Genomic DNA, 19330 nt, shown 5'->3' with positions numbered 1-19330 from the left:
TTTCCGCACTTCCTTTCCGAGCCTCTCCATGACCACCGAATCGACCGCGCCGTCGGCCTCCCGTGACATCGTCCTCGCCTTTTCCGGCGGCCTCGACACCAGCTTCTGCGTTCCGTATCTCAGGGAACGCGGGTGGAACGTGCACACCGTGTTCGCCGACACCGGCGGCGTCGATGCCGAGGAGCGCGCCTTCATCGAAGCGCGTGCGCAGGAGCTCGGCGTGGCGAGCCACGTCACCGTCGACGGCGGCCCGGCGATCTGGGACGGCTTCGTCAAGCCGTTCGTGCAGGCGGGCGAGGGCTACCAGGGCCAGTACCCGCTGCTGGTTTCCGACCGCTACCTGATCGTCGACGCCGCGCTCGCGCGCTGCAAGGAACTCGGCACCGATGCCATCGCGCACGGCTGCACGGGCATGGGCAACGACCAGGTGCGATTCGACCTCGCGGTGAAGTCGCAGGGTTCGTACCGCATCGTCGCGCCGATCCGCGAGATCCAGAAGGAACACACGCAGACGCGCGCCTACGAGCAGAAGTATCTCGAGGAGCGCGGCTTCGGCGTGCGCGCCAAGCAGCAGAGCTACACGATCAACGAAAACTTGCTGGGCGTGACGCTGTCGGGTGGCGAGATCGACAAGTGGGATGCACCGGGTGAAGGCGCACGCGGCTGGTGCGCACCGCGCGAGGAATGGCCCGCCTCGCCGCTGCGCGCGACGATCGGCTTCAAGCATGGCGAAGCGGTGAGGCTCGACGGTGTCGCGATGCCGGGCCATCTCATGCTGGCCAAGCTCAACACGATGTTCGCGGCCTACGGCGTTGGTCGCGGTATGTATACCGGCGACACCACGATCGGCCTCAAGGGTCGCATCGTGTTCGAAGCGCCGGGCATCACTGCGCTGCTCACCGCGCACCGTGCACTTGAAGAAGCTGTTCTCACCAAGCAACAGAACCGCTTCAAGCCGGACGTCGCGCGCAAGTGGGTGGAGGTCGTCTACGAAGGCTTCTTCCACGACCCGCTCAAGACGGATCTCGAAGCGTTCCTCGCGAGCTCGCAGCGCACGGTCAACGGCGAAGTCGTGCTCGAAACGCGCGGCGCGCGCGTCGACGCGGTTGCCGTGAGGTCGCCGCACCTGCTGAACGCCAAGGGCGCGACCTACGCGCAATCGGCCGACTGGGGCGTCGAAGAGGCCGAAGGCTTCATCAAGCTGTTCGGCATGAGCAGCACACTGTGGGCCGAAGTGAATGGAGCCGCGAACGATGCGTGAGGCGGTGCTCCGCCACCTGGCAGCGCTGGTCGGATTCGACACGCGCAACCCGCCGCGCGCAATCGGCGCCGGCGGCATCTTCGACTACCTGCGCGCCCAACTGCCGGGATTCGAAGTCCAGGTGATCGATCATGGCGCCGGCGCGGTGTCGATGCTCGCCGTGCGCGGCCGCCCCACGCGGCTGTTCAACGTGCACCTCGACACCGTGCCCTCCTCGAATGGCTGGACGCAGGATCCGCACGTGCTGCGCATAGAAGGCGATCGCGCGATCGGCCTGGGCGCCTGTGACATCAAGGGCGCGGCGGCAGGACTCATCGCCGCGGCGGCAGTGACGACAGGCGATGCGGCGTTTCTCTTCAGCAGCGACGAGGAGGCCAACGACCCGCGCTGCATCGCCGCGTTCCTCGCGACCGATCACGGCTTTACCGACGTGCTCGTCGCCGAGCCGACGAATTGCGAGGCGGTGCTCGCGCATCGCGGCCTGAGCTCCGCACGCATCGCATTCCGTGGCGAAGCCGGCCATGCATCGTCGCCGAACGCGATGCAGCTGAGCGCGGTGCATCGCGCGATGCGTTGGGGCGTGCGCGCGCTCGACCATGCGCAGTCGCTCGCGCACGAGCGTTTCGGCGGGCTCACCGGTCTGCGCTTCAACATCGGCACGATGGCCGGCGGCATCAAGGGCAACGTGATCGCACCGAGCGGGGAACTGCGCTTCAACTTCCGTCCGCTGCCATCGATGGACATCGACGCAATGCACGCGGCACTGCAGGGCTTCGCGGGCGACGGCGAACTCGACGCCTATGAGGAAACGTTCCGCGGCCCGCCGCTGCCTGCGGGCGTGCTGCATGAAGCCGAGCGCCAGCGTCTCGCCGCGCGCGATCTCGCCGACGCGCTCGACATTCCGATCGGCAACGCCGTCGACTTCTGGACGGAGGCCTCGTTGTTTTCGCAAGGGGGCCTCACCGCCCTCGTGTTCGGCCCCGGCGACATCGCGCAGGCGCACACCGCCGACGAATGGGTCGCCATCGACCAGCTCGAAACCTACGCCGCGCACGCGGCCCGCATCATCGGAAACACGCCGGCATGACGCCGATCGAAGACATTCAGACCCGCCAGACCATCGTGCGCCTGCTTTCGAGCATGGGCAGCGCGAAGGAGATCGACCAGTACCTGCGTCGCTTCGCGCAGCTCGACGCCGAGCGCTTCGCAGTGGTGAAGGTCGGCGGCGCCGTGCTGCGCGACGACCTCGACGCGCTGTCGTCGTCGCTCGCGTTCCTGCAGGACGTGGGCCTGACGCCGATCGTCGTGCACGGCGCAGGTCCGCAGCTGGACGAGGAGATGGCGGCGGCCGGCATCACCAAGCAGACGGTCGACGGCCTGCGCGTCACGACGCCGGAAGGTCTGGCGATCGTGCGTCGCGTGATGCAGTCGCAGAACCTGCGGCTTGCCGAAGCACTGCAGGAGGCGGGTGCGCGATCGACGTCCATCGTGTCGGGCGTGTTCGAGTCCGGACTCATCGATCGCGAGCGGCTCGGTCTTGTCGGTCGCGTGCAGCGCGTCGAACTCGCGCCGATCAAGGCGGCGCTGCGCGTCGGTTCGATTCCGGTGATCGCGAGCCTCGGCGAAACCGTCGACGGCCAGATCGTCAACGTCAACGCGGACTACGCCGCGAACGAGCTCGTGCGTGAGCTGCAGCCGTACAAGATCGTGTTCCTGACCGGCACCGGCGGTCTGCTCGACGGCGATGGCAAGGTGATCGACTCGATCAACCTGTCCACCGAATTCGACCACCTGCTCGCGCAGCCTTGGCTCACCGGCGGCATGCGGCTCAAGATCGAGCAGATCCGCGAACTGCTGGAAGCGCTGCCGCCTGCATCGTCGGTATCGATCACGCGTCCGGCCGAGCTTGCGAAGGAACTCTTCACGCATCGCGGCTCCGGCACGCTGGTGCGTCGCGGCGAGCGCGTGCTGCGCGCGGAGTCGTGGAGCGATCTCGATCTCGATCGCCTGCGCAGCCTGATCGAATCGGCCTTCGGCCGTCGCCTGCTTCCCGACTACGTCGACAGGAAGACGCTGCACCGCGCCTACGTCAGCGAGAACTACCGCGCCGCCGTCATCCTCACCTTCGAGAACGGCATGCCGTATCTCGACAAGTTCGCCGTGCTCGACGAGGCGCAGGGCGAGGGCCTTGGGCGTGCCGTCTGGCAGGTGATGCGCGAGGAGACGCCGACGCTGTTCTGGCGTTCGCGCCGCGACAATCCCGTCAACACGTTCTACATGACGGAGTCCGACGGCAGCGTGCGCCGCGGTCCGTGGCAGGTGTTCTGGTACGGCATCGAGGACTTCGCGACGATCGCCCACTGCATCGACTACTGCGGCGCGCATCCGCCCTCGCTCGAGGATCCGCGATGAGCGACGCCGACTGGGCCGTGCCGATGCTGACCGGTCGCCACGTGCAGCTGGTTCCGCTCGATCATGCGCACGCCCACGGCCTGGCGCGCGCCGCGGCGGACGGCGAGGTGTGGTCGCTGGTCTATACGAGCGTTCCCGCGCCCGGTACGGAATCCGCGTACATCGAGGACGCGCTCGCCATGCGCGACACCGGCGATTCGATGCCGTTCGCGGTGCTCGATGCGCAGGGCGACGTCGTCGGCAGCACGCGCTACTACATGATCGACCGCAGCGTTCCGCGGTTGCATATCGGCTACACCTGGTACGCCTCGCGCGTGCAGCGCACGGCGCTGAACACGGAGGCCAAGCGCTTGCTGCTCGGTCATGCGTTCGACGTGCTGGGCTGCGAGGTCGTGGTGTTCGAGACCAGCCATCTCAACCTGCGTTCGCAGGCGGCGATCCAGCGACTTGGCGCGAAGCCCGAAGGTGTGCTGCGCGCCCACATGCGCCATCGCGACGGCAGCCTGCGCGACACCCACAGTTTCTCGATCGTCCGCGCCGAGTGGCCGGACGTGCGAGCGCGCCTCGACGCGCGCATGGAGCAGCCCGCATGAAGCGCATTCCCGTCAGCCTGATCGGCGCCCGCGGCCACGTCGGCGCGGAGCTGATGCGGCTCATCGTCGACCATCCGCGCTTCGAGCTCGTGCACGCGGCGTCGCGCGAGCGCGCGGGACAACCGGTGGCGGAGCAGGTGGAGCGCGCGTCGCCGTCGTTGCGCTATAGCGCGCCATCACCTGACGAGCTTCCAATTCTTGCCGATGGCGCCTACGTGCTCGCGCTGCCCAACGGCATGGCGAAGCCCTACGTCGAAGCGATCGAGCGCATCGCGCCGCACGCCGTCATCGTCGACCTGTCGGCCGACTACCGATTCGACGCCGCGTGGCACTACGGCCTGCCGGAACTTGCCGACGTCGCGCCCCATCGCCGCATCTCCAACCCGGGCTGCTACGCCACGGCGATGCAACTCGCGGTCGCGCCGATGAAGGGCCTGCTCGACGGGCCCGTGCAGTGCTTCGGGGTGTCCGGATATTCGGGCGCTGGCACGACGCCGTCGCCACGCAACGATCCCGAAGCGCTGCGCGACAACCTCATGCCGTACACGCTCACCGGTCACGTGCACGAGCGCGAGGTCTCGCGCCACCTCGGCCATCCGGTGGAGTTCATGCCGCACGTCGCGCCGCATTTCCGCGGTCTTACGGTGACCAGCAACCTGCATCTGAAGTCGCCGACATCGATCGACGACGTTCGCGCGCGCTATCGCGCGTTCTACGCAAACGCGCCGCTGGTCGATGTCATCGACGAGCCGCCGCACGTGCGCGACGTCGCCGGCAGCGCCAGCGCGACGGTCGGCGGCTTCGCGTTGTCGGAAGACGGCCGCCGCCTGGTCGTCGTTTCCATCCTCGACAACCTGCTCAAGGGGGCGGCCACACAGGCCGTGCAGAATCTCAACCTCGCCTTCGGCCTCGACGGTCTGGCCGGTCTCGACGCAAGCAAGGAGCTGTCCGCATGAGCCTGCTCTGGCAGAAGGGCGGCGTCGAAGTCGACGCACGCATCCAGGCGTTTCTCGCCGGCGACGACGTGCTGCTGGACCGCGAGTTCTTCCTGTACGACATCGAGGCCTCGCGGGCGCATGCGCGCGGGCTGGTCGCCATCGGCATCCTTTCGCAGGAGGAATTCGACGCTATCGATCGCGAGCTCACCGCGCTCGCCTCCAGCTACGACGATGGCACGTTCGTGCTCGACGCGCGCTACGAGGACGGACACTCGGCGATCGAGGACGTGCTCACCGAGCGCCTCGGCGATGCGGGGCGTCGCATCCACACGGGTCGTAGCCGCAACGATCAGGTGCTCGTCGCGACACGCCTGTGGCTGCGGTCGAAGATGGACGAGCTGGCGGCGCGCTGCGTCGAGATCGCCGGCGTGGCGCTCGCGCGCGCGGATGCGGAGCGCGACATCGCGATGCCCGGCTACACGCATCTGCAGCGCGCGGTCGTGTCGTCGGCCGCGCACTGGTGGGCGGGCTTCGCCGAAGCCTTCATCGACAACGCGCAGCGGGCCGCGCAAACGCGCGACTGGCTGGACGCGAATCCGCTCGGCACAGCGGCGGGTTACGGCGTCAACCTTCCGCTCCCGCGCGACGCGACGACATCGGACCTGGGTTTCGCGCGCCTGCAGGTGAACCCGGCCTACGCACAACTCTCGCGCGGCAAGTTCGAGATCGCCGCGCTGGAGGCGATCGGCTCGGCCACCATGGACCTGCGCCGCATCGCCTGGGACCTCAGCCTCTTCACGACCGCCGAGTTCGGCTTCGTCGCACTGCCCCCGCGCTACACGACGGGCAGCTCGATCATGCCGAACAAGCGCAACCCGGACGTCGTCGAGCTGTTGCGCGCGAGCCATGCCGTGGTGAGCGCGGCCCGCGCCGAGATCGATCAGGTGGTCGCGCTGCCGTCGGGCTACCACCGCGACCTCCAGTTCACCAAGGGCCCGGTGGTCCGCGGAGTGGGGCACGGCCTGCGCGCCCTCGCGCTGCTGCCGGACCTGATGGCGAGCCTGGAGTGGAAGCGCGAGGCCCTGGACGCCGCGCTCGACCCGTCCCTGTACGCCACGGACCTCGCCATCGAGCTGGCGCGCGACGGCATGCCGTTCCGGCAGGCCTACCGTGAGGCCGCGGACCCCGCCCGCTGGGCCGCGCGCGACCCGGCCGCCAGCCTCGCGGCCCGGGTTTCGCCGGGCGGGGCAGGGGATCTGCGGCTCGAAACCCTGCAGGCGCGGCTCGATGCGTTTCCCGCGGGGCGTTAAAGGAGTGTGACGGACCGCCGATAATGGAGGGGATGAAGCCGAATCCCCTCCGTCTGATGCTGGTCTTCGGGACCCGCCCCGAAGCGATCAAGATGGCGCCGCTGGTGCGGGCGCTGCGGGCGGATCCCGAGGTCGAGGCGACCGTGGTCGTCACCGGCCAGCATCGCGAGATGCTGCGCCAGGTGCTCGACGTATTCGGCATCGTGCCGGACGCCGATCTCGACATCATGCGGCCGCGCCAGCGCGTCACCGACGTGCTGACGCGCTCGCTCAACGCGCTTCGTCCGCAGTTCGCGCGCTTCCGGCCCGACATGGTGCTGGTGCACGGCGACACGACGACAACGCTCGCCGCATCGCTCGCCGCGTTCTATGCGCACGTGCCTGTGGGCCATGTCGAGGCCGGCCTGCGCACGTTCGACATGCAGGCGCCGTGGCCCGAAGAGATGAATCGCCGGCTCACCGCGCCGCTCGCCGAGCTGCATTTCGCGCCGACGCCGCGCGCGGCGGCGAATCTCGAGCGCGAAGGCATCGTCGGTGGCGTGCACATCACCGGCAACACGGTGATCGACGCGCTGCTGGGCGCCGTGCGCCGCATCGAGGACGACGTGCCGCTCGCCACGCGGCTCGCGTGCGCATTTCCTTTCATCGATCCCGCGCGCAAACTCATCCTCGTGACCGCGCATCGCCGCGAGAATTTCGACGGCGGCGTCGAGGCGATCACCGATGCACTCGACCGCATCGCGCAGCGCGACGACGTGCAGATCGTCTTCCCCGTGCATCCGAACCCGCGCGTGCACGACGTCGTCGAGCAGCGCCTCGCCGGTCACGCGCACATCCACCTCGTCGAACCGCAGGACTACCTGCCGTTCGTGTGGCTGATGGAGCGCTGCACGCTGGTGCTGACCGACTCGGGTGGCATCCAGGAAGAAGCGCCGTCACTCGGCAAGCCGGTGCTCGTGCTGCGCGACGTGACCGAGCGACCGGAAGCTGTCGCCGCCGGCACCGTCGAACTCGTCGGCACCGATGCCGATCGCATCGTCTCCCGAGTGTCGCGCCTGCTCGACGATCCCACCGCCTATGCGCGCATGGCGCATGCGACCAATCCCTATGGCGACGGCGCGGCAACGGGCCGCATCGTCCAGGCGATCAAGGCCTGGTGGGCGGCGCGACATGCGTCAGGCGCAGCCGAAGCGCACGCCCCGGCGCTGACCTGACGAGCCACGTTGCGCCGTCGTCCGCGACGGTCGCTTGCCCCGCGATGACGACGGGCTGCGCATAACGCGACTTCGGCAACGTCCATGTCATCTGCGCGAGATCGCCGCTGGCATCGAGCATCTCGGTGTCGCGATCACCCGCGGTGAGCGACCACCGCACCGCTTCGCGCCGATTGAGGAAACGCGCCAGGTCCGCCATGGTGTACCAGCGGAAGCGTTCCAGGCCGAGTGAACGCGTGTAGTCGACCATTTCCTGCATGGGCTGCAAATAGAGCAGCACGCCCGGCGGATGGAAGTACATGAGGCGCGCGGTGCGCTGCTCGGCCGTGAAGTCGGCGACGCTGTGCAGCCACGTGCGGATGGTCGGCAACGGGATTCCCGCCTCCATCGCTTCCTCGAACGAGCCTGCGGCTCCGTAGGTCGTGATCGGGAACGCCCACGTGTGGCGGTCGGACCGGTGGCCGTCGCGATACGTATGCGTCGGCGCCATGCCGGTGTCGCCGGTGAAGTAGTAGCCGAGCACGCCGTGGCGATCGAGCCAATCCGTGACCCATTGCGGCTGGTTGCCGTTGGGTGCCGAGTACTCGACGATCGGATGGTCCGTCGCGCGTTGCAGCGAGGCGAAGTTGAGATCGAGGTACTTCGAGAACTCCGCTTCGTTACGCTCGTTGACTCCGTTGCCGAACAGGTTGTGGATCCAGCCGCCGTGGCTTCCGATGGCGTGGCCTTCCCGCATGAAGCGCGCGATCCACGCAGCGGCACGCGGGTCGGTATCCACACCGACGCCCGCGTGGTCGCCGGGCTTGTACGTATCCGGCCCGGCCGTGATGTGCACGGAGAAGGGCCCTGCCTGGAGCAGTCGCGTGTGCTGCTCGATGACGTCGAGCGCGGCATACGACGCGTTGGAGTCCATATGCCAGTTCAACACCATGCCGCCGACACCGTCGGGCGTCGGCAACAGGCGCGGAAGGCGCGCGACCTCGTCGTTGAAATAGGTCAGCACGCCGTGCAGCAGCGCGCCGTCGCTGCGTGTGCGCAGATAACCGACGGGCAGGTTCACGAACATCACGCGTCCGGCACCGGCGCGATGCACGCCTGCCACGACGCTGCCGTCGGCTTCGGCACGCAGCAACACGGTGCCGTCGTAGGCACCGCGGGTGACGTAGTGCGGGTAGTTCACCCTGCCGTACGAATACGTGCTGAGCTCGGCGCCGTGCGGCCCGTCGACGTACTTTCCGGGCGGAATGCCGAGGGCCTGCATCGCGGCTGCCGTGCCCGAAATCGCGCCGCGCGCGGTCGAACGCATGCCGAGCCGGTCGTACATCGCGAACTCGACGCCGACCAGCGCGGAGAGCGGCGCGTTCTGCGCGTCGTAGGTGCCGCGTGGTGACAACGCCGCGGCGTCGAAGGTCAGCAGGAGCGAGCCGCCGCCACGCACGTAATCCTGAAGCCCGCTGACGAGCGCGGGCGATGCGCGACGATGCACGGAGTCGGGCATCACCACCGCGATCGGCCGGCGCTGGGTGCGCAGCGGTTGCAGGAAGTCCGACGCACGCTGGATGCGAAGCTGCGTGCCGGTTTCCGCGGCCGCGTCGCGCCAGACCTGCACGAGTGGGTCGCGCAGGTCGGCATCGGCCGGAAGCAGCAGCACCATGTCGGGCGTCGGCATGCGGTTGATGCGCTCGCGCTGCCAGACGATGAAGCCGGCGTACAGCGCCAGCACGGCGAGCAGGCCAATCGCAAAGCGCCGCCAGCGCAGACGCGTCGGCCGCATCATTCGACCACCTTGCCCAGGCGCGAGGCCCACGCGGCACCATGCACGCAGCCGCCGTCGCCGACGCGGATCACCGGGGCGAGCAGGGAGGCCGGACGCTCGAGGCGGCCGACGCGCAGGCCGCGCCCGCAGTCGATCGTCGCTTCGGCCGACAGCATTCCGTGCACCGTGACATGTTCGCCAAGCACGGCGTGCGGCCCCGCGAACACGCTGCCGTCGATATGGACGCGGTCGCCGACGCGCGCGCCGCGATGCGCCTTGACGCTGCCGAGAATTTCGCAGTCGTCCTCGATGTGCAGCGCGCCTTCGACGACGAGATGACCGCGCACGCGCGTGCCACGGGGAATGCGCAGTGCCCCGCGACAGACCCAGCGTCCCTGTTCGTCAGGATGCTCGATGAAGTCGCCGTCGGTGACTTCGTCGAGCCTGGCGTCGCGTATGTCGACCGGGGCAACGCTCGCAAGTTCGCGGCCGAACGTGATGGTGGGCGCAGCGATGCGGCGGAATTCCGCACCTGTCCCGAGGACGACGCGCTCACGCGCCGTCGTGCGGCCGAGCAGCCGCGCGTCGCGGCCGGCGTCGATGAAGCCGGCATCGATCCACCGGAGCACCGTGGCACGGTCCGCGATGCGAGTATCGCCCGCCTCGACCAGTACGGCGCGAACCACGGCATCGTGTCCAAGGTCGGCGTACTCGCGCGCGACGACATCGCCGAGGTAGCGACAGCCGGGTGCAAGCGCGACGCGCTGCCCGATGAGCGTCGCGGCGGGTTCGTCCGCGCGGCCGTGTGCGCCTTCGATCGGCGTGTTGCTGGCGGCGATCCATCCGGATGGCAGGGGATTCTTCGTGAGCGGATCGCCGTCGCCGAATTCCTCGCGCAGGCGCTCGCGCATGCGGGCCGCGAAGAAGCCGGCGCCCGCGTCGTCGTCGCCGGGAATATGCAGCGGCCGGCCGACGCCACGTCGCAGTTCGCGCAGCGCCGGCAGCAACGGCGCGAAGCCGAGCAGTGCGACGCCCGCGCCCAGCAATACGGTCGAGAGCAACGGCGACGTCATGGCGTGCGATACCGCGCCGTTTTGTGCCAGACGAATTCGCGGCGGAACAGGCGGTCGAACAGCAGCTGGTCGAGCGTCGCACGTGTCACGGCCACCACGCTGGTGACGAAGCCGAGCAGGTTGAGCGGCAGCAGGCGTGCGCTTGCACGCTTGTCATCGAGGTAGCAGCCGGCGGCGAGCTCGAAGAACGCGGCGAAGTTGCCGAGGCTTCCATAGAGGAACACGCCGAGGCCGAGCAGCAGGCCGTCGAACGGCAGCGGGCGGCCGAGATAGAACAGCAGGATGATGAGCGTGAGCGCGGAGAGCGTGAGCGCCGGCATCAGGTAAACGCAGAGCAGGAGCACCGCATCGATCTTCTCGATGCCGCGCAGGCGCCGGCTGCCGATCACGCCCCAGAAGTGACGCGCGAGCGACTGGTTGTGCCCCTTCGCCCAGCGCGCGATCTGTCGCGATCGCACCTGCCAGTTCTCCGGCACTTCCTCGTAGCACTCCGCGCGGTTCTGGTATGCGGTCTTCCAGCCGCGCAACAGCAGGCGATAGGTGAGCTCGGTGTCCTCGGCGAGGACGTCGTCGCTCCAGCCGCCGATCGCCTTCAATGCGGCAAGGCGCACGCCACCGGTGGTGCCGCCGTACTGCGGCACGAGCTGCAGCGTCATCCGCGCCTGCTGGTCGACCTGGTACCCGCCCGAGCGCTCGATGTCGAGGAGGCGCGTAAGCAGCCCGCGATCGGCGTTCAACGGCACGACGCGACCCATCACCGCGCCGACTTCGGGATCGAAGAAGGGTGCGACGAGCTGGCGGATGAGGCCGCGGGACGGCACGTAGTCCGCGTCGAACACGATCAGGATCTCGGAGTCGACGAGCGCGGCGGCGTCCTTCAGTGCCGCGGCTTTGCCGGGCTTCCCCCCGTGCGATGGAACGGGCGGATCAGGCCGGGATACCGCTCAACGTACGCGTCGATGATTTCGCGCGTCGCGTCAACGGAGCGGTCGTTGACCGGCATGATCACGAGCCGGTCGAGCGGGTAGTCGACCGTCAGCAACGCATCGAGGCAATAGCGGATCACGCGCTCTTCGTTGTGCGCGGCGATCTGCACGGTGACGGTCGGCCAGTCGGCCGCGTCGATGTCGCGATACGGATCGCGCGGCGGGCGGAACAGGCGGATCCACGTGAATGCGTAATGCCGGAACGCATACACGGACACCAGGCCGATGATCGCGTAGAGCAGCATTTCGATCGCCAGGATCATCCGCGCGCACCGGGGCGCGCATCGCGCCAGCTCATGCCCCAGCCGTAGAGGCAGACGAACCAGAACACGAACAGCGGCGGGCCGAGCAGCAGGTAGATGAGCGGGTGGACGAGCAGCGAGCCGTGCTGGATGAGCACCGCTTCGAACGCGGCGAGCAGCGGCGTCACGACGAAGAAATACAACTCGCCGATGAGCGTCAGCGCGATGCGTCGCCACCAGCCGAAGTCGAGCGGGTAGTAGCAGAACGCGAGGATCCAGGGCAGCAGCAGCATGCTGGCCCAGCCGCAATGGAGCATCGTCGTGGCGTGCGCGCCGCCGGCATACGGATACGAGGCGGGTGCGATGACGAAATACGCGCAGGCGCTGAGCTGCACCAGCGCAGCGAAGCGGAGCAGGTAGATCGCTGGCAGCAGGCGTCGCGGCAACAGCGCGGTGGCGAGCAGGACGGCGACGGTGATCGCCGTGGCGTTGAGCCACTGCGCGGGCGAGGGCGCGCCCGCGTCCAGCCGCGGTTCGGGGAACGATGCGAACAGCACGCCCGGAGCCGTCGACACGAATCGCATGTCCGGCAGGCATTGAATGAGGACGGACTTCAGCGCACCGCCCCAGATCGCCGCGATGGACGGCATTGCCGCGATCAGCGCCAACCAGACGGCGGCGGCGAGCGCAAACGCGTTGAGCGTGCGCATGCCGACGCGATCGAGCCAGCGCACGGCGCGGTGGCGGGGAATGGCGGTGCCGCGATAGCCGAGCTGGGCGAGACGCCCGAGATCGTCGGCAGGCATGACGACGCCCGCCGCGGGCGCGGCGTCGAGCGCGGTCAGGCGCTCAGTGGTCGCAGAAGACGGCGAGCTGGACACCGTTCCGCTCGTAGTTCGGGTTGGCGTAGTGCTCGACCTGCACATGCGTCCCGCAGCGCTTCGTCCACCAGCGACGCCACGCCAACGACGTCGAGTTGCTCGGGAAATCGACCAGCGCGGTGGCATCGCCGATCAGCTGGTAGGCCTCGCGGCCGACGTCGTGGCGTGCGATCCAGTACTGCTGGCCTTCGCGTCCCCACGTTGCGGCGAGATAGCTCGCCTGCGAGTTCACGTCACCCGGATTGCTGTGGTTCGGACGCCAGCCGGCTTCCAGAACCCAGGAATGCGGCGCGTACCACGCAGCCGAGACCAGCGCGCGGGTGTCCTGGTGGCCGTCGGTCGCGCGGTTGCCGCCGACGCCCAGCGTGGTCACGAGCTGCCCGTTCGCCAACCACTTGCGGCTGACCGCGGCGTCGGCCGTCCACTCGGGGAAGATGAAGTCGCTTGCACCGAAGCCGACCGTCGTGGTCGCGTACCACTTCGGCGAGAAGGTCTGCTGGATGCCGAACGATGCGAACTGGCCGCGATCGCCGAAGCGCTCGGCCGAGACGAGTTCGTAGCTGTAGACGCGGGTGGGGTCGCGCCACTCGCTGCCGCGGACATAGAGGCCCTTCCACTCGCCGAAGCCATCGGTGAGGCGGTGGTAGTCGGCGCCCACCTGCACGTTGCCATTGGCAAAGGCAGCCGGTGCGACGAATGCGCACAGCACGGCCAGTGCGCCGCGGGCTGCGCGCACGGCGGAAGAGAGCGATCGTTCGGGCATGGGATGGCTTGGCGTCGACGGAAGCGCGGCGATCCCCCGGATCGCGCGCGTGCGGGCAGGATACCGGTCCGGCGGCGCGCTGCCCACCGCGACCAGGCTGGCGGCGGCCAGCCGGTGGGGTGACGGGATGACGCCCGCCTACGGCAGGGCCTAGCCCCCGTTCGCGATCACCGCAGTGTCGGGGCTCGCGAGCAGCGATGTCTGCCTCGCAATGGATCGATGCGCTTGGTGCCACGCCAATCACAGCGGGCAGTGCCAAGTGGCTCGCTCCGCACGTGGGTCATCGCCGCCTCGATGCGATGGCCTCGACTCAGCGGAACAGTGCCAGACACAGTGCTTGGCCCCCGGTTCGGGCGACCTGCGCTTCTCACGCCCCGCGAGCCCACGGCTACCGCCGGGGCTCGCACGATGCTTCCGCTACAGCGCGAACGGCGTCGAGCGATGAATGCCCGAGAGGCGCGCGTCTTCGCCCATCGCGAGCGTCATCGACTTCGCGCCGGCGACACGGTCGGAAAGTTCCAGGGGCGCACCCAGCGATTCCGCCACTTCGGGAAGCTGCACGTTCCCGGGGTTGGAGCGACGATCCGGGCCGCTGAAGCGGCGGCGGTTGTATTCCGCCCAGCCCACGAGCAGCGCCGTCGCGGCGATCGCAAGCAGCAGGATGACCAGGAACATCGTCCGGTCGACCTGGTTGTTGCGCACGTACAGCTCGATGTAGCTCGTGCGGATACCGAGCAGCCAGGCCACCACCGTCACCAGTGGCAGCCAGAGGTAGGCGTAGAGCACCCACGCGGCGAGGGTGAGCAGGCTGTGCATGGTGCGCATGGCCTGCGGGGCGGGTTCCTTCGGCGTGTAGATGAAGGGGTCCTGGGGGTGCACGGTGCTCATCGATAACCTCGGTCTGGACTCGTCCAGGTGGCAACGCCATGACGTTTGGCGAAGAGAACGCTCGGCACCGCGACGATGGTCGTGAGCATGCTCAGCAGCCAGTACGCCAGCGGATACCAGATGATCCAGAAGTAGTTCCAGCCGATGCCCTTTTCGTAGCGGCGATCGATGAAGAGACTGATCGCGAACTGCAGCAGGCAGGTGATGCCGAGGATGACGCCATGCCAGTGCGGGATCAGGCCGCCCGTCTGCAGACCGGGTGGAATATCGAAGAAGTAGCTCAGCAGCCACAGAATGATCGACAGGAGCATCGAGAACGACCAAACGACACTCAGCATGTACTCGAGCACCACGCCCCACATGCGGCGCTTGCGCCACGCGTTGAGCGACTTCGCATGTCGCGTAATGACTTCGACGCCGCCGCGCGCCCAGCGCAGGCGCTGCTTCCAGAGGCCGCGGAACGTTTCGGGCATCAGGATGTAGGCGAGGGCGTTCGGCTCGTAGCGGATGTCCCAGTGGTCGATCTGCAGGCGCCAGCTGACGTCGATGTCCTCCGTCACCATGTCGTCGGCCCAGTAGCCGATGCGATGCAGCGCCGTCTTGCGGAACGCGGACACCACGCCCGACACCGTGAAGATGCGGCCGTAGCTGCGTTGCGCGCGCTTGATCATGCCGATGATCGAGCTGAATTCGCCGACCTGCATCTTGCCCAGCAGCGTCGAGCGGTTGCGGATGCGCGGATTGCCCGTGACCGCGCCGACGCGCGGTCCGCTGGTGAGGTGGAACACCAGCCACTGCGTCGCGTTCGGATGCAGCAGCGCGTCACCGTCGATGCAGACGAGGTATTCGCTGCGCGACGCAAGCGTGCCCATGCGCAGCGCATTCGCCTTGCCGAGATTCCGGTCGAGATGGATCACGCGCATGTTGGCGTGCTGCTCGGCCAGTGCGTCGAGGCGCGGACCGGTGTCGTCGGTGCTGCCGTCGTTGATCGCGATGATTTCGTATTCGGGGTAGTTCTGCGCCGCCAGCCAGGCGATCGTGTCTTCCACGTGCGCGCCTTCGTTGTGGCAGGGCACGAGGATGGACGTCATCGGATGCGCTTTCAGCGGCGGCAGGTCGTCGGGCCCCGACTGCTTCCGCTCGCGACGGAAGTAGTAGTAGAGGCCGCCGGCCATCCAGAACAGCGACATCACGATCGGATAGAAGAACGCGAATCCGAACAGGACGCCGAGCACGTCGAAGCTCATGTCAGCGCTCCTGGTAGGGGAACGCGCGTGCGCTGATCGCGGCGCGCGCCGGGTCGAGGGGCGGCAGGTCCTTCAGTGCGACGTCGCGGCTGTAGCCGACGTGGCGGCCACCGCTGGCGATGACACGCCGCGCCTGGGCTTCCAGATCGTCCGGGTCCAGTGGATGCGTGACATCGCCGGCGTCGATCACGAAGACCGTGCGGTCGAGTGCGTCGGGCGAGGCGGCGACCGCCTTGACCGCACCATCGACCGCGCGTGCACGGATGTCGGCCGGCAGCATCGCGGCGATGAAGTCGTAGTTCGACGTGAGCGCCGGCAGCTGCGATGCGACAGCGGCGGGCTCCGCGGTCGGCAGGTTCACCGCACGCACGCGCACGAGATCGGGACGCACCGCGCGTGCCCGTGCGATCGCGGCGTCGGCACCATCGCCGACCACGATCCCGTCGATCGCGGTCGACGCGACATCGGCGTAGGCATCAACGGATGCATTGGCCGGCATCCAGGCGAGCACCTGTGCCCCCGAGCGCGCCTTGATGCGTGCGGCGACGTGCGACAGCAGGTCACCGCGCACGGGCGCGGCGCCGGTCGCGAACCATGCGCCGCCATCGGCCGACATCGCATCGACGATGACGTGGCTCGGATGGATCGCGCGGATGCGTTCGGCGAGTGTGTCGGCGCCGCTGGGACCGGCGGCCGCGATGTCATCCAGTGACACACGCACCGCGCGCACGCCGTCGAGGCGTGCATCGCGACGCAGTTCGTAGGCGAGGTCGGCCGGGCCTGCGTTCTCGGCCATGACGAGGCGCGCGCCGGGGAAAGCGGCGTCGCCGGGACGCGGCACGCCGGCATAGCGCAGCTCACTGGTGTTCACCCGGCCGTCGGGACCGACAATGGTGACGAGGCCGAGCGAGTCTGCCGCGGCGCGGGCGGCACCGCTTGCACCGCCACGCGGCCAGACGATGAGTTGCGGACGCTTGCCGGTCGCGCGTTCGATGCGATCGACACTGCTTGCGAGGTCGGCGCGAATGCGTTCGCGCTGCGCGGCTTCCGTTTCGTAGCCACCGTTCCAACGCCGCGCGGTCGCCGCGGGCAGCAGGTCGCCCTGCGGATCGCCGGCGATCGGCGTCGCAAGGTCGTGGCCCTGCGTCGCGATCTCCACGAGTCCACTCGCCTGCAGTGCCTTCACTTCATCCCAGCTCAGAAACGCATTCCGCGGCACATCGCGCATGCCGACACGGACCGAGCCCGCGCCGTCGATGCGCGATGTCGGCACGGCCACGAGCGCGGGATAGTTGAACGCGCGAAGCAACGGCAACGCCTGCGTGTAGACGCTGCGATAGCCACCGTCGAACGTCAGCAGCACAGCCTTCGCGGGCAGGGCGCCGCGGCCTGCGCGCGCGTCACGGACCGCCTGCGCCGAGACCGGCACGTAGCCGTGGCCGCGCAGCCAGTCGAGCTGCATCGCGAAGTTGCGCGTGGTGACGGCGTCGGTATCGGGATCGCCGTCGGGAAGCGTCGCGCGGATGTCGTGCCAGCCCAGCTCGACGAGCGCGTGAGCCGGGCGCGGCATCGCCGCGGTGAGCAGGAGCGCGAGGATGAGAACGACCGATCGCATCAGAACCCCCAGCGGTAGGCCGCTTCGAATCCGACCCGGCGCTCGCGGCCGCCGTCGTAGACCGGGCGTGCCCAGAACACGCCGTACGTGAACGTGTGCCCGAGTGCGGGACGCCATTCCTGGTAATACGAGATGGATGGCACCCAGTTCGTGCCGAAGTTCTCCTGCCAGTACGGCCCGGCTTCGAGCGTGAGCCGCTGGCGCAGGTAGGCGTCGTAATGACGCCAGATGAGATGGTTGAAGCGCACGCCGACCGTGGCGATCGCGTCCTGTGAGGCGTTGAAGTACGGCGCGTCGTCGCGCGAGCCGCGGCTGGTCCAGACGGAACCCAGGCCTTCGATCATCAGGCGCGGATTGGTGTAGAGCCGCATGCGGCCGTACGCGTAGAGCTGGTCGCGATTGTTGCCGTCGCTGTAGTCGAGATGTTTGTAGTTGAAATCGACGGCGGCGTAGTCGTTCGGATGCCAGTTGGCGGTGATGCGCCATGAATCGGCGTCATAGCCCGCGCGGCGCGCCTGCAGCGATGTGTCGACGTCGTTGTCGGCGACCTGCGCGCGCAGCGTCCAGTCGTCGTTGATGTACCAGGCGCCGTCCACCGTCCACGCATTGTCGTGCTTGGGTTGTTCGACCTCGTAGCCGGACACGCGGAAACCGAAGTCGCGATAGCGGTAGTCGACCGCCGCGCCGATGCGGCGATAGGTCACGGTGTCGGGAACGAAGTCGGCGTCCACCGTGTCGCCGACGATGCCGACGCGCCAGCGGTAGCCGAGCAGCGGCGTCCAGGTTTCGTAGTTCAAGCGGTGGTCGCGGATGCCGAGCGGGCCGGTGACGGGCGTCTCCGAGCTGTTGCGCCCACTCACGAACCCGACGCGACCCATCGGACCGTTGCGGTGCCACATTTCGTCCTGCAGACGTTCGGCATGCAGGTTCTTCGGATAGCGCTTCTGGACCTGGTCGTTCGCGGCCATCGCCTCGTCGACGCGGCCGAGTTCGTACAGCGCCGACACGCGCGCCATTTCGGCATCGCGGTTGTGCGGGTCCATCGTCAGCGCCATGTCGTAATGCTCGAGCGCCGACGTCGGATGGCCACGGCGATACATCAGCGCGCCGTAGGCGGCCTGCGTATTCGCACGGTTGGGCGCCATGCGGATCAGCGGTTCCATGATCTCCTGCGCGCGCTCGTTGTCGTCGCCGAACGACACCATCTGCGCGTACGCCATCTCGGCCCGGTAGCGCTTCCAGTTGGGCTGGTCGGACTCCGCACCCGGGCGTTCGATCCACATCGGCTGCGATTCGACCAGCTTCTGCATCATCGGCAGCGCGAGATCGAAGCGCTCTTCCTCAATGTAGACGTAGCCGAGCAGGATCTGGTTGTCGACGTCGTTCGGGTCCTCCGCGAGCGCTTTTTTCAGCGCTATCTCGGCATCCTTCGTGCGGTGCAGGGCGAGGTAGGAGTCGGCGGCGGGGCCGTGTGCGTAGGCGGGCAGGTCGACGCCCTCGTGCAGCAGGGCCTCGTATTCGTCGATCGTCTTCTGGTACATGCCCAACGCATTCGTCGCACTCAGCGAGTCCATGCGCAGGCGGATTTTTTCCCAGTTCGTGCGCTCCGGATGCGACTGGAGCTCGAGCAGGTCCTCGTACGCGCGACGCAGCTCGGCGTTCGGATCGTCCAGGTTCTCGGCGTAGGCCATGCCCCAGCCGATCTCGCGGGCGACGCGGTCGCCCTGGATGCGGTCGCGGTCGTAGTCGGCGAAGTCCGAGCCCCAGCGGGCACGCAGCTCGTCGGCCCGCCACGCAGCGCCGAGGTCGTCGAGCGTGAGCACCTGCATGCGGTAGGCGACGTCGTCGTGCGGATTGGCCGCCAGCAGGTGCTGGTAGATCGACAGTGCCTCGGTCCATTGCTCGGCCTTGCGGGCCGCCTCGGCCCGGGCGAGCAGGTCGTCGCGCACCGCTCGGGTCTTGACGGCAGGCAGCCCCAGGGATGCGTCCGCTGCTGCGGCCGTACTGCCGGTCATCGTGCGGTCCTGCGCCATGCCGGTCGTCCAGACCAGAGGCAGCAGGAGCGCCAGTGCGGTTTGTCGGAGTTGGCGCACGGGGGGTCCCGGTCGGAGTCGAAATCGGGGCTGAACGGCAACGAGTCTTTCGCTACGA

Annotated in this window: 17 protein-coding genes; 7 read left to right on the top strand and 10 right to left on the bottom strand. The window is 68.3% G+C overall.

The genetic code is table 11. The annotated features are described in order from the left end of the window. The first annotated feature begins 28 nt into the window (after positions 1–28). From DWG18_RS08145 to wecB, 7 genes are read left to right on the top strand one after another with little or no spacing between them, the layout of a single operon-like run. The gene (locus DWG18_RS08145) at positions 29–1261 is read left to right on the top strand and encodes an argininosuccinate synthase (RefSeq protein ID WP_115646738.1); all 1233 of its coding nucleotides are present in this window, start codon (positions 29–31) and stop codon (positions 1259–1261) included. Then, on the top strand, positions 1254–2348 hold the full coding sequence (locus tag DWG18_RS08140) for an acetylornithine deacetylase (protein WP_115648101.1): 1095 nt from the start codon (positions 1254–1256) through the stop codon (positions 2346–2348). Before DWG18_RS08145 ends, DWG18_RS08140 begins: the two co-directional genes overlap by 8 nt. After that, entirely contained in the window at positions 2345–3673 is a 1329-nt protein-coding gene (locus tag DWG18_RS08135; RefSeq protein WP_115646737.1) for an acetylglutamate kinase, read from the top strand. The genes DWG18_RS08140 and DWG18_RS08135 overlap by 4 nt, the downstream gene beginning before the upstream one ends. Beyond that, the gene (locus tag DWG18_RS08130) at positions 3670–4266 is read left to right on the top strand and encodes a GNAT family N-acetyltransferase (protein ID WP_240318489.1); all 597 of its coding nucleotides are present in this window, start codon (positions 3670–3672) and stop codon (positions 4264–4266) included. Before DWG18_RS08135 ends, DWG18_RS08130 begins: the two co-directional genes overlap by 4 nt. Then, entirely contained in the window at positions 4263–5222 is a 960-nt protein-coding gene (gene argC, locus DWG18_RS08125) for an N-acetyl-gamma-glutamyl-phosphate reductase (protein ID WP_115646736.1), read from the top strand. The genes DWG18_RS08130 and argC overlap by 4 nt, the downstream gene beginning before the upstream one ends. Then, positions 5219–6514 (top strand): argininosuccinate lyase, encoded by a 1296-nt coding sequence (gene argH / locus DWG18_RS08120; protein WP_115646735.1) that lies wholly within the window; start codon positions 5219–5221, stop codon positions 6512–6514. The genes argC and argH overlap by 4 nt, the downstream gene beginning before the upstream one ends. A gap of 32 nt (positions 6515–6546) precedes the next feature. Then, a complete protein-coding gene (gene wecB / locus DWG18_RS08115) occupies positions 6547–7728 on the top strand; it encodes a UDP-N-acetylglucosamine 2-epimerase (non-hydrolyzing) (RefSeq protein WP_115646734.1) in 1182 nt (393 codons plus the stop codon). Here wecB and DWG18_RS08110 read toward each other — a convergent pair. The 10 genes from DWG18_RS08110 to DWG18_RS08065 all read right to left on the bottom strand — a co-directional run bounded on the left by DWG18_RS08110 (position 7661) and on the right by DWG18_RS08065 (position 19272). Further along, the gene (locus DWG18_RS08110; protein WP_162823766.1) at positions 7661–9502 is read right to left on the bottom strand and encodes a hypothetical protein; all 1842 of its coding nucleotides are present in this window, start codon (positions 9500–9502) and stop codon (positions 7661–7663) included. The genes wecB and DWG18_RS08110 overlap by 68 nt on opposite strands. Beyond that, a complete protein-coding gene (locus tag DWG18_RS08105) occupies positions 9502–10557 on the bottom strand; it encodes a hypothetical protein (RefSeq protein WP_115646732.1) in 1056 nt (351 codons plus the stop codon). The genes DWG18_RS08110 and DWG18_RS08105 overlap by 1 nt, the downstream gene beginning before the upstream one ends. Continuing rightward, positions 10554–11438, bottom strand: coding sequence for a glycosyltransferase family 2 protein (locus tag DWG18_RS08100; RefSeq protein ID WP_255417422.1), 885 nt, complete (start codon positions 11436–11438; stop codon positions 10554–10556). The genes DWG18_RS08105 and DWG18_RS08100 overlap by 4 nt, the downstream gene beginning before the upstream one ends. Next, the gene (locus DWG18_RS15585) at positions 11435–11806 is read right to left on the bottom strand and encodes a glycosyltransferase (RefSeq protein ID WP_205289324.1); all 372 of its coding nucleotides are present in this window, start codon (positions 11804–11806) and stop codon (positions 11435–11437) included. Before DWG18_RS15585 ends, DWG18_RS08100 begins: the two co-directional genes overlap by 4 nt. Beyond that, the gene (locus DWG18_RS08095; RefSeq protein ID WP_162823765.1) at positions 11803–12666 is read right to left on the bottom strand and encodes a hypothetical protein; all 864 of its coding nucleotides are present in this window, start codon (positions 12664–12666) and stop codon (positions 11803–11805) included. Before DWG18_RS08095 ends, DWG18_RS15585 begins: the two co-directional genes overlap by 4 nt. Continuing rightward, positions 12635–13429 carry a YaiO family outer membrane beta-barrel protein gene (locus tag DWG18_RS08090; RefSeq protein WP_115646730.1) on the bottom strand — a complete coding sequence of 265 codons (795 nt, stop codon included), beginning with the start codon at positions 13427–13429 and terminating at the stop codon, positions 12635–12637. Before DWG18_RS08090 ends, DWG18_RS08095 begins: the two co-directional genes overlap by 32 nt. Before the next feature lie 417 nt (positions 13430–13846). Then, positions 13847–14317, bottom strand: a complete 471-nt coding sequence (gene pgaD / locus DWG18_RS08085; RefSeq protein WP_115646729.1) for a poly-beta-1,6-N-acetyl-D-glucosamine biosynthesis protein PgaD — start codon at positions 14315–14317, stop codon at positions 13847–13849. Then, positions 14314–15564 (bottom strand): poly-beta-1,6-N-acetyl-D-glucosamine synthase, encoded by a 1251-nt coding sequence (gene pgaC, locus DWG18_RS08080; RefSeq protein ID WP_115646728.1) that lies wholly within the window; start codon positions 15562–15564, stop codon positions 14314–14316. Before pgaC ends, pgaD begins: the two co-directional genes overlap by 4 nt. Before the next feature lies 1 nt (position 15565). After that, positions 15566–17179, bottom strand: a complete 1614-nt coding sequence (locus DWG18_RS15270; RefSeq protein WP_162823763.1) for a polysaccharide deacetylase family protein — start codon at positions 17177–17179, stop codon at positions 15566–15568. Continuing rightward, positions 17179–19272 (bottom strand): tetratricopeptide repeat protein, encoded by a 2094-nt coding sequence (locus tag DWG18_RS08065; RefSeq protein ID WP_115646727.1) that lies wholly within the window; start codon positions 19270–19272, stop codon positions 17179–17181. The genes DWG18_RS15270 and DWG18_RS08065 overlap by 1 nt, the downstream gene beginning before the upstream one ends. Between the last annotated feature and the right edge of the window lie 58 nt (positions 19273–19330).

The organism is Lysobacter sp. TY2-98, assembly GCF_003367355.1.
GTDB lineage: Bacteria > Pseudomonadota > Gammaproteobacteria > Xanthomonadales > Xanthomonadaceae > Cognatilysobacter.
Note: the sequence above shows the minus strand (reverse complement) of the source record. Positions and strands in the feature narration are given on the sequence as shown.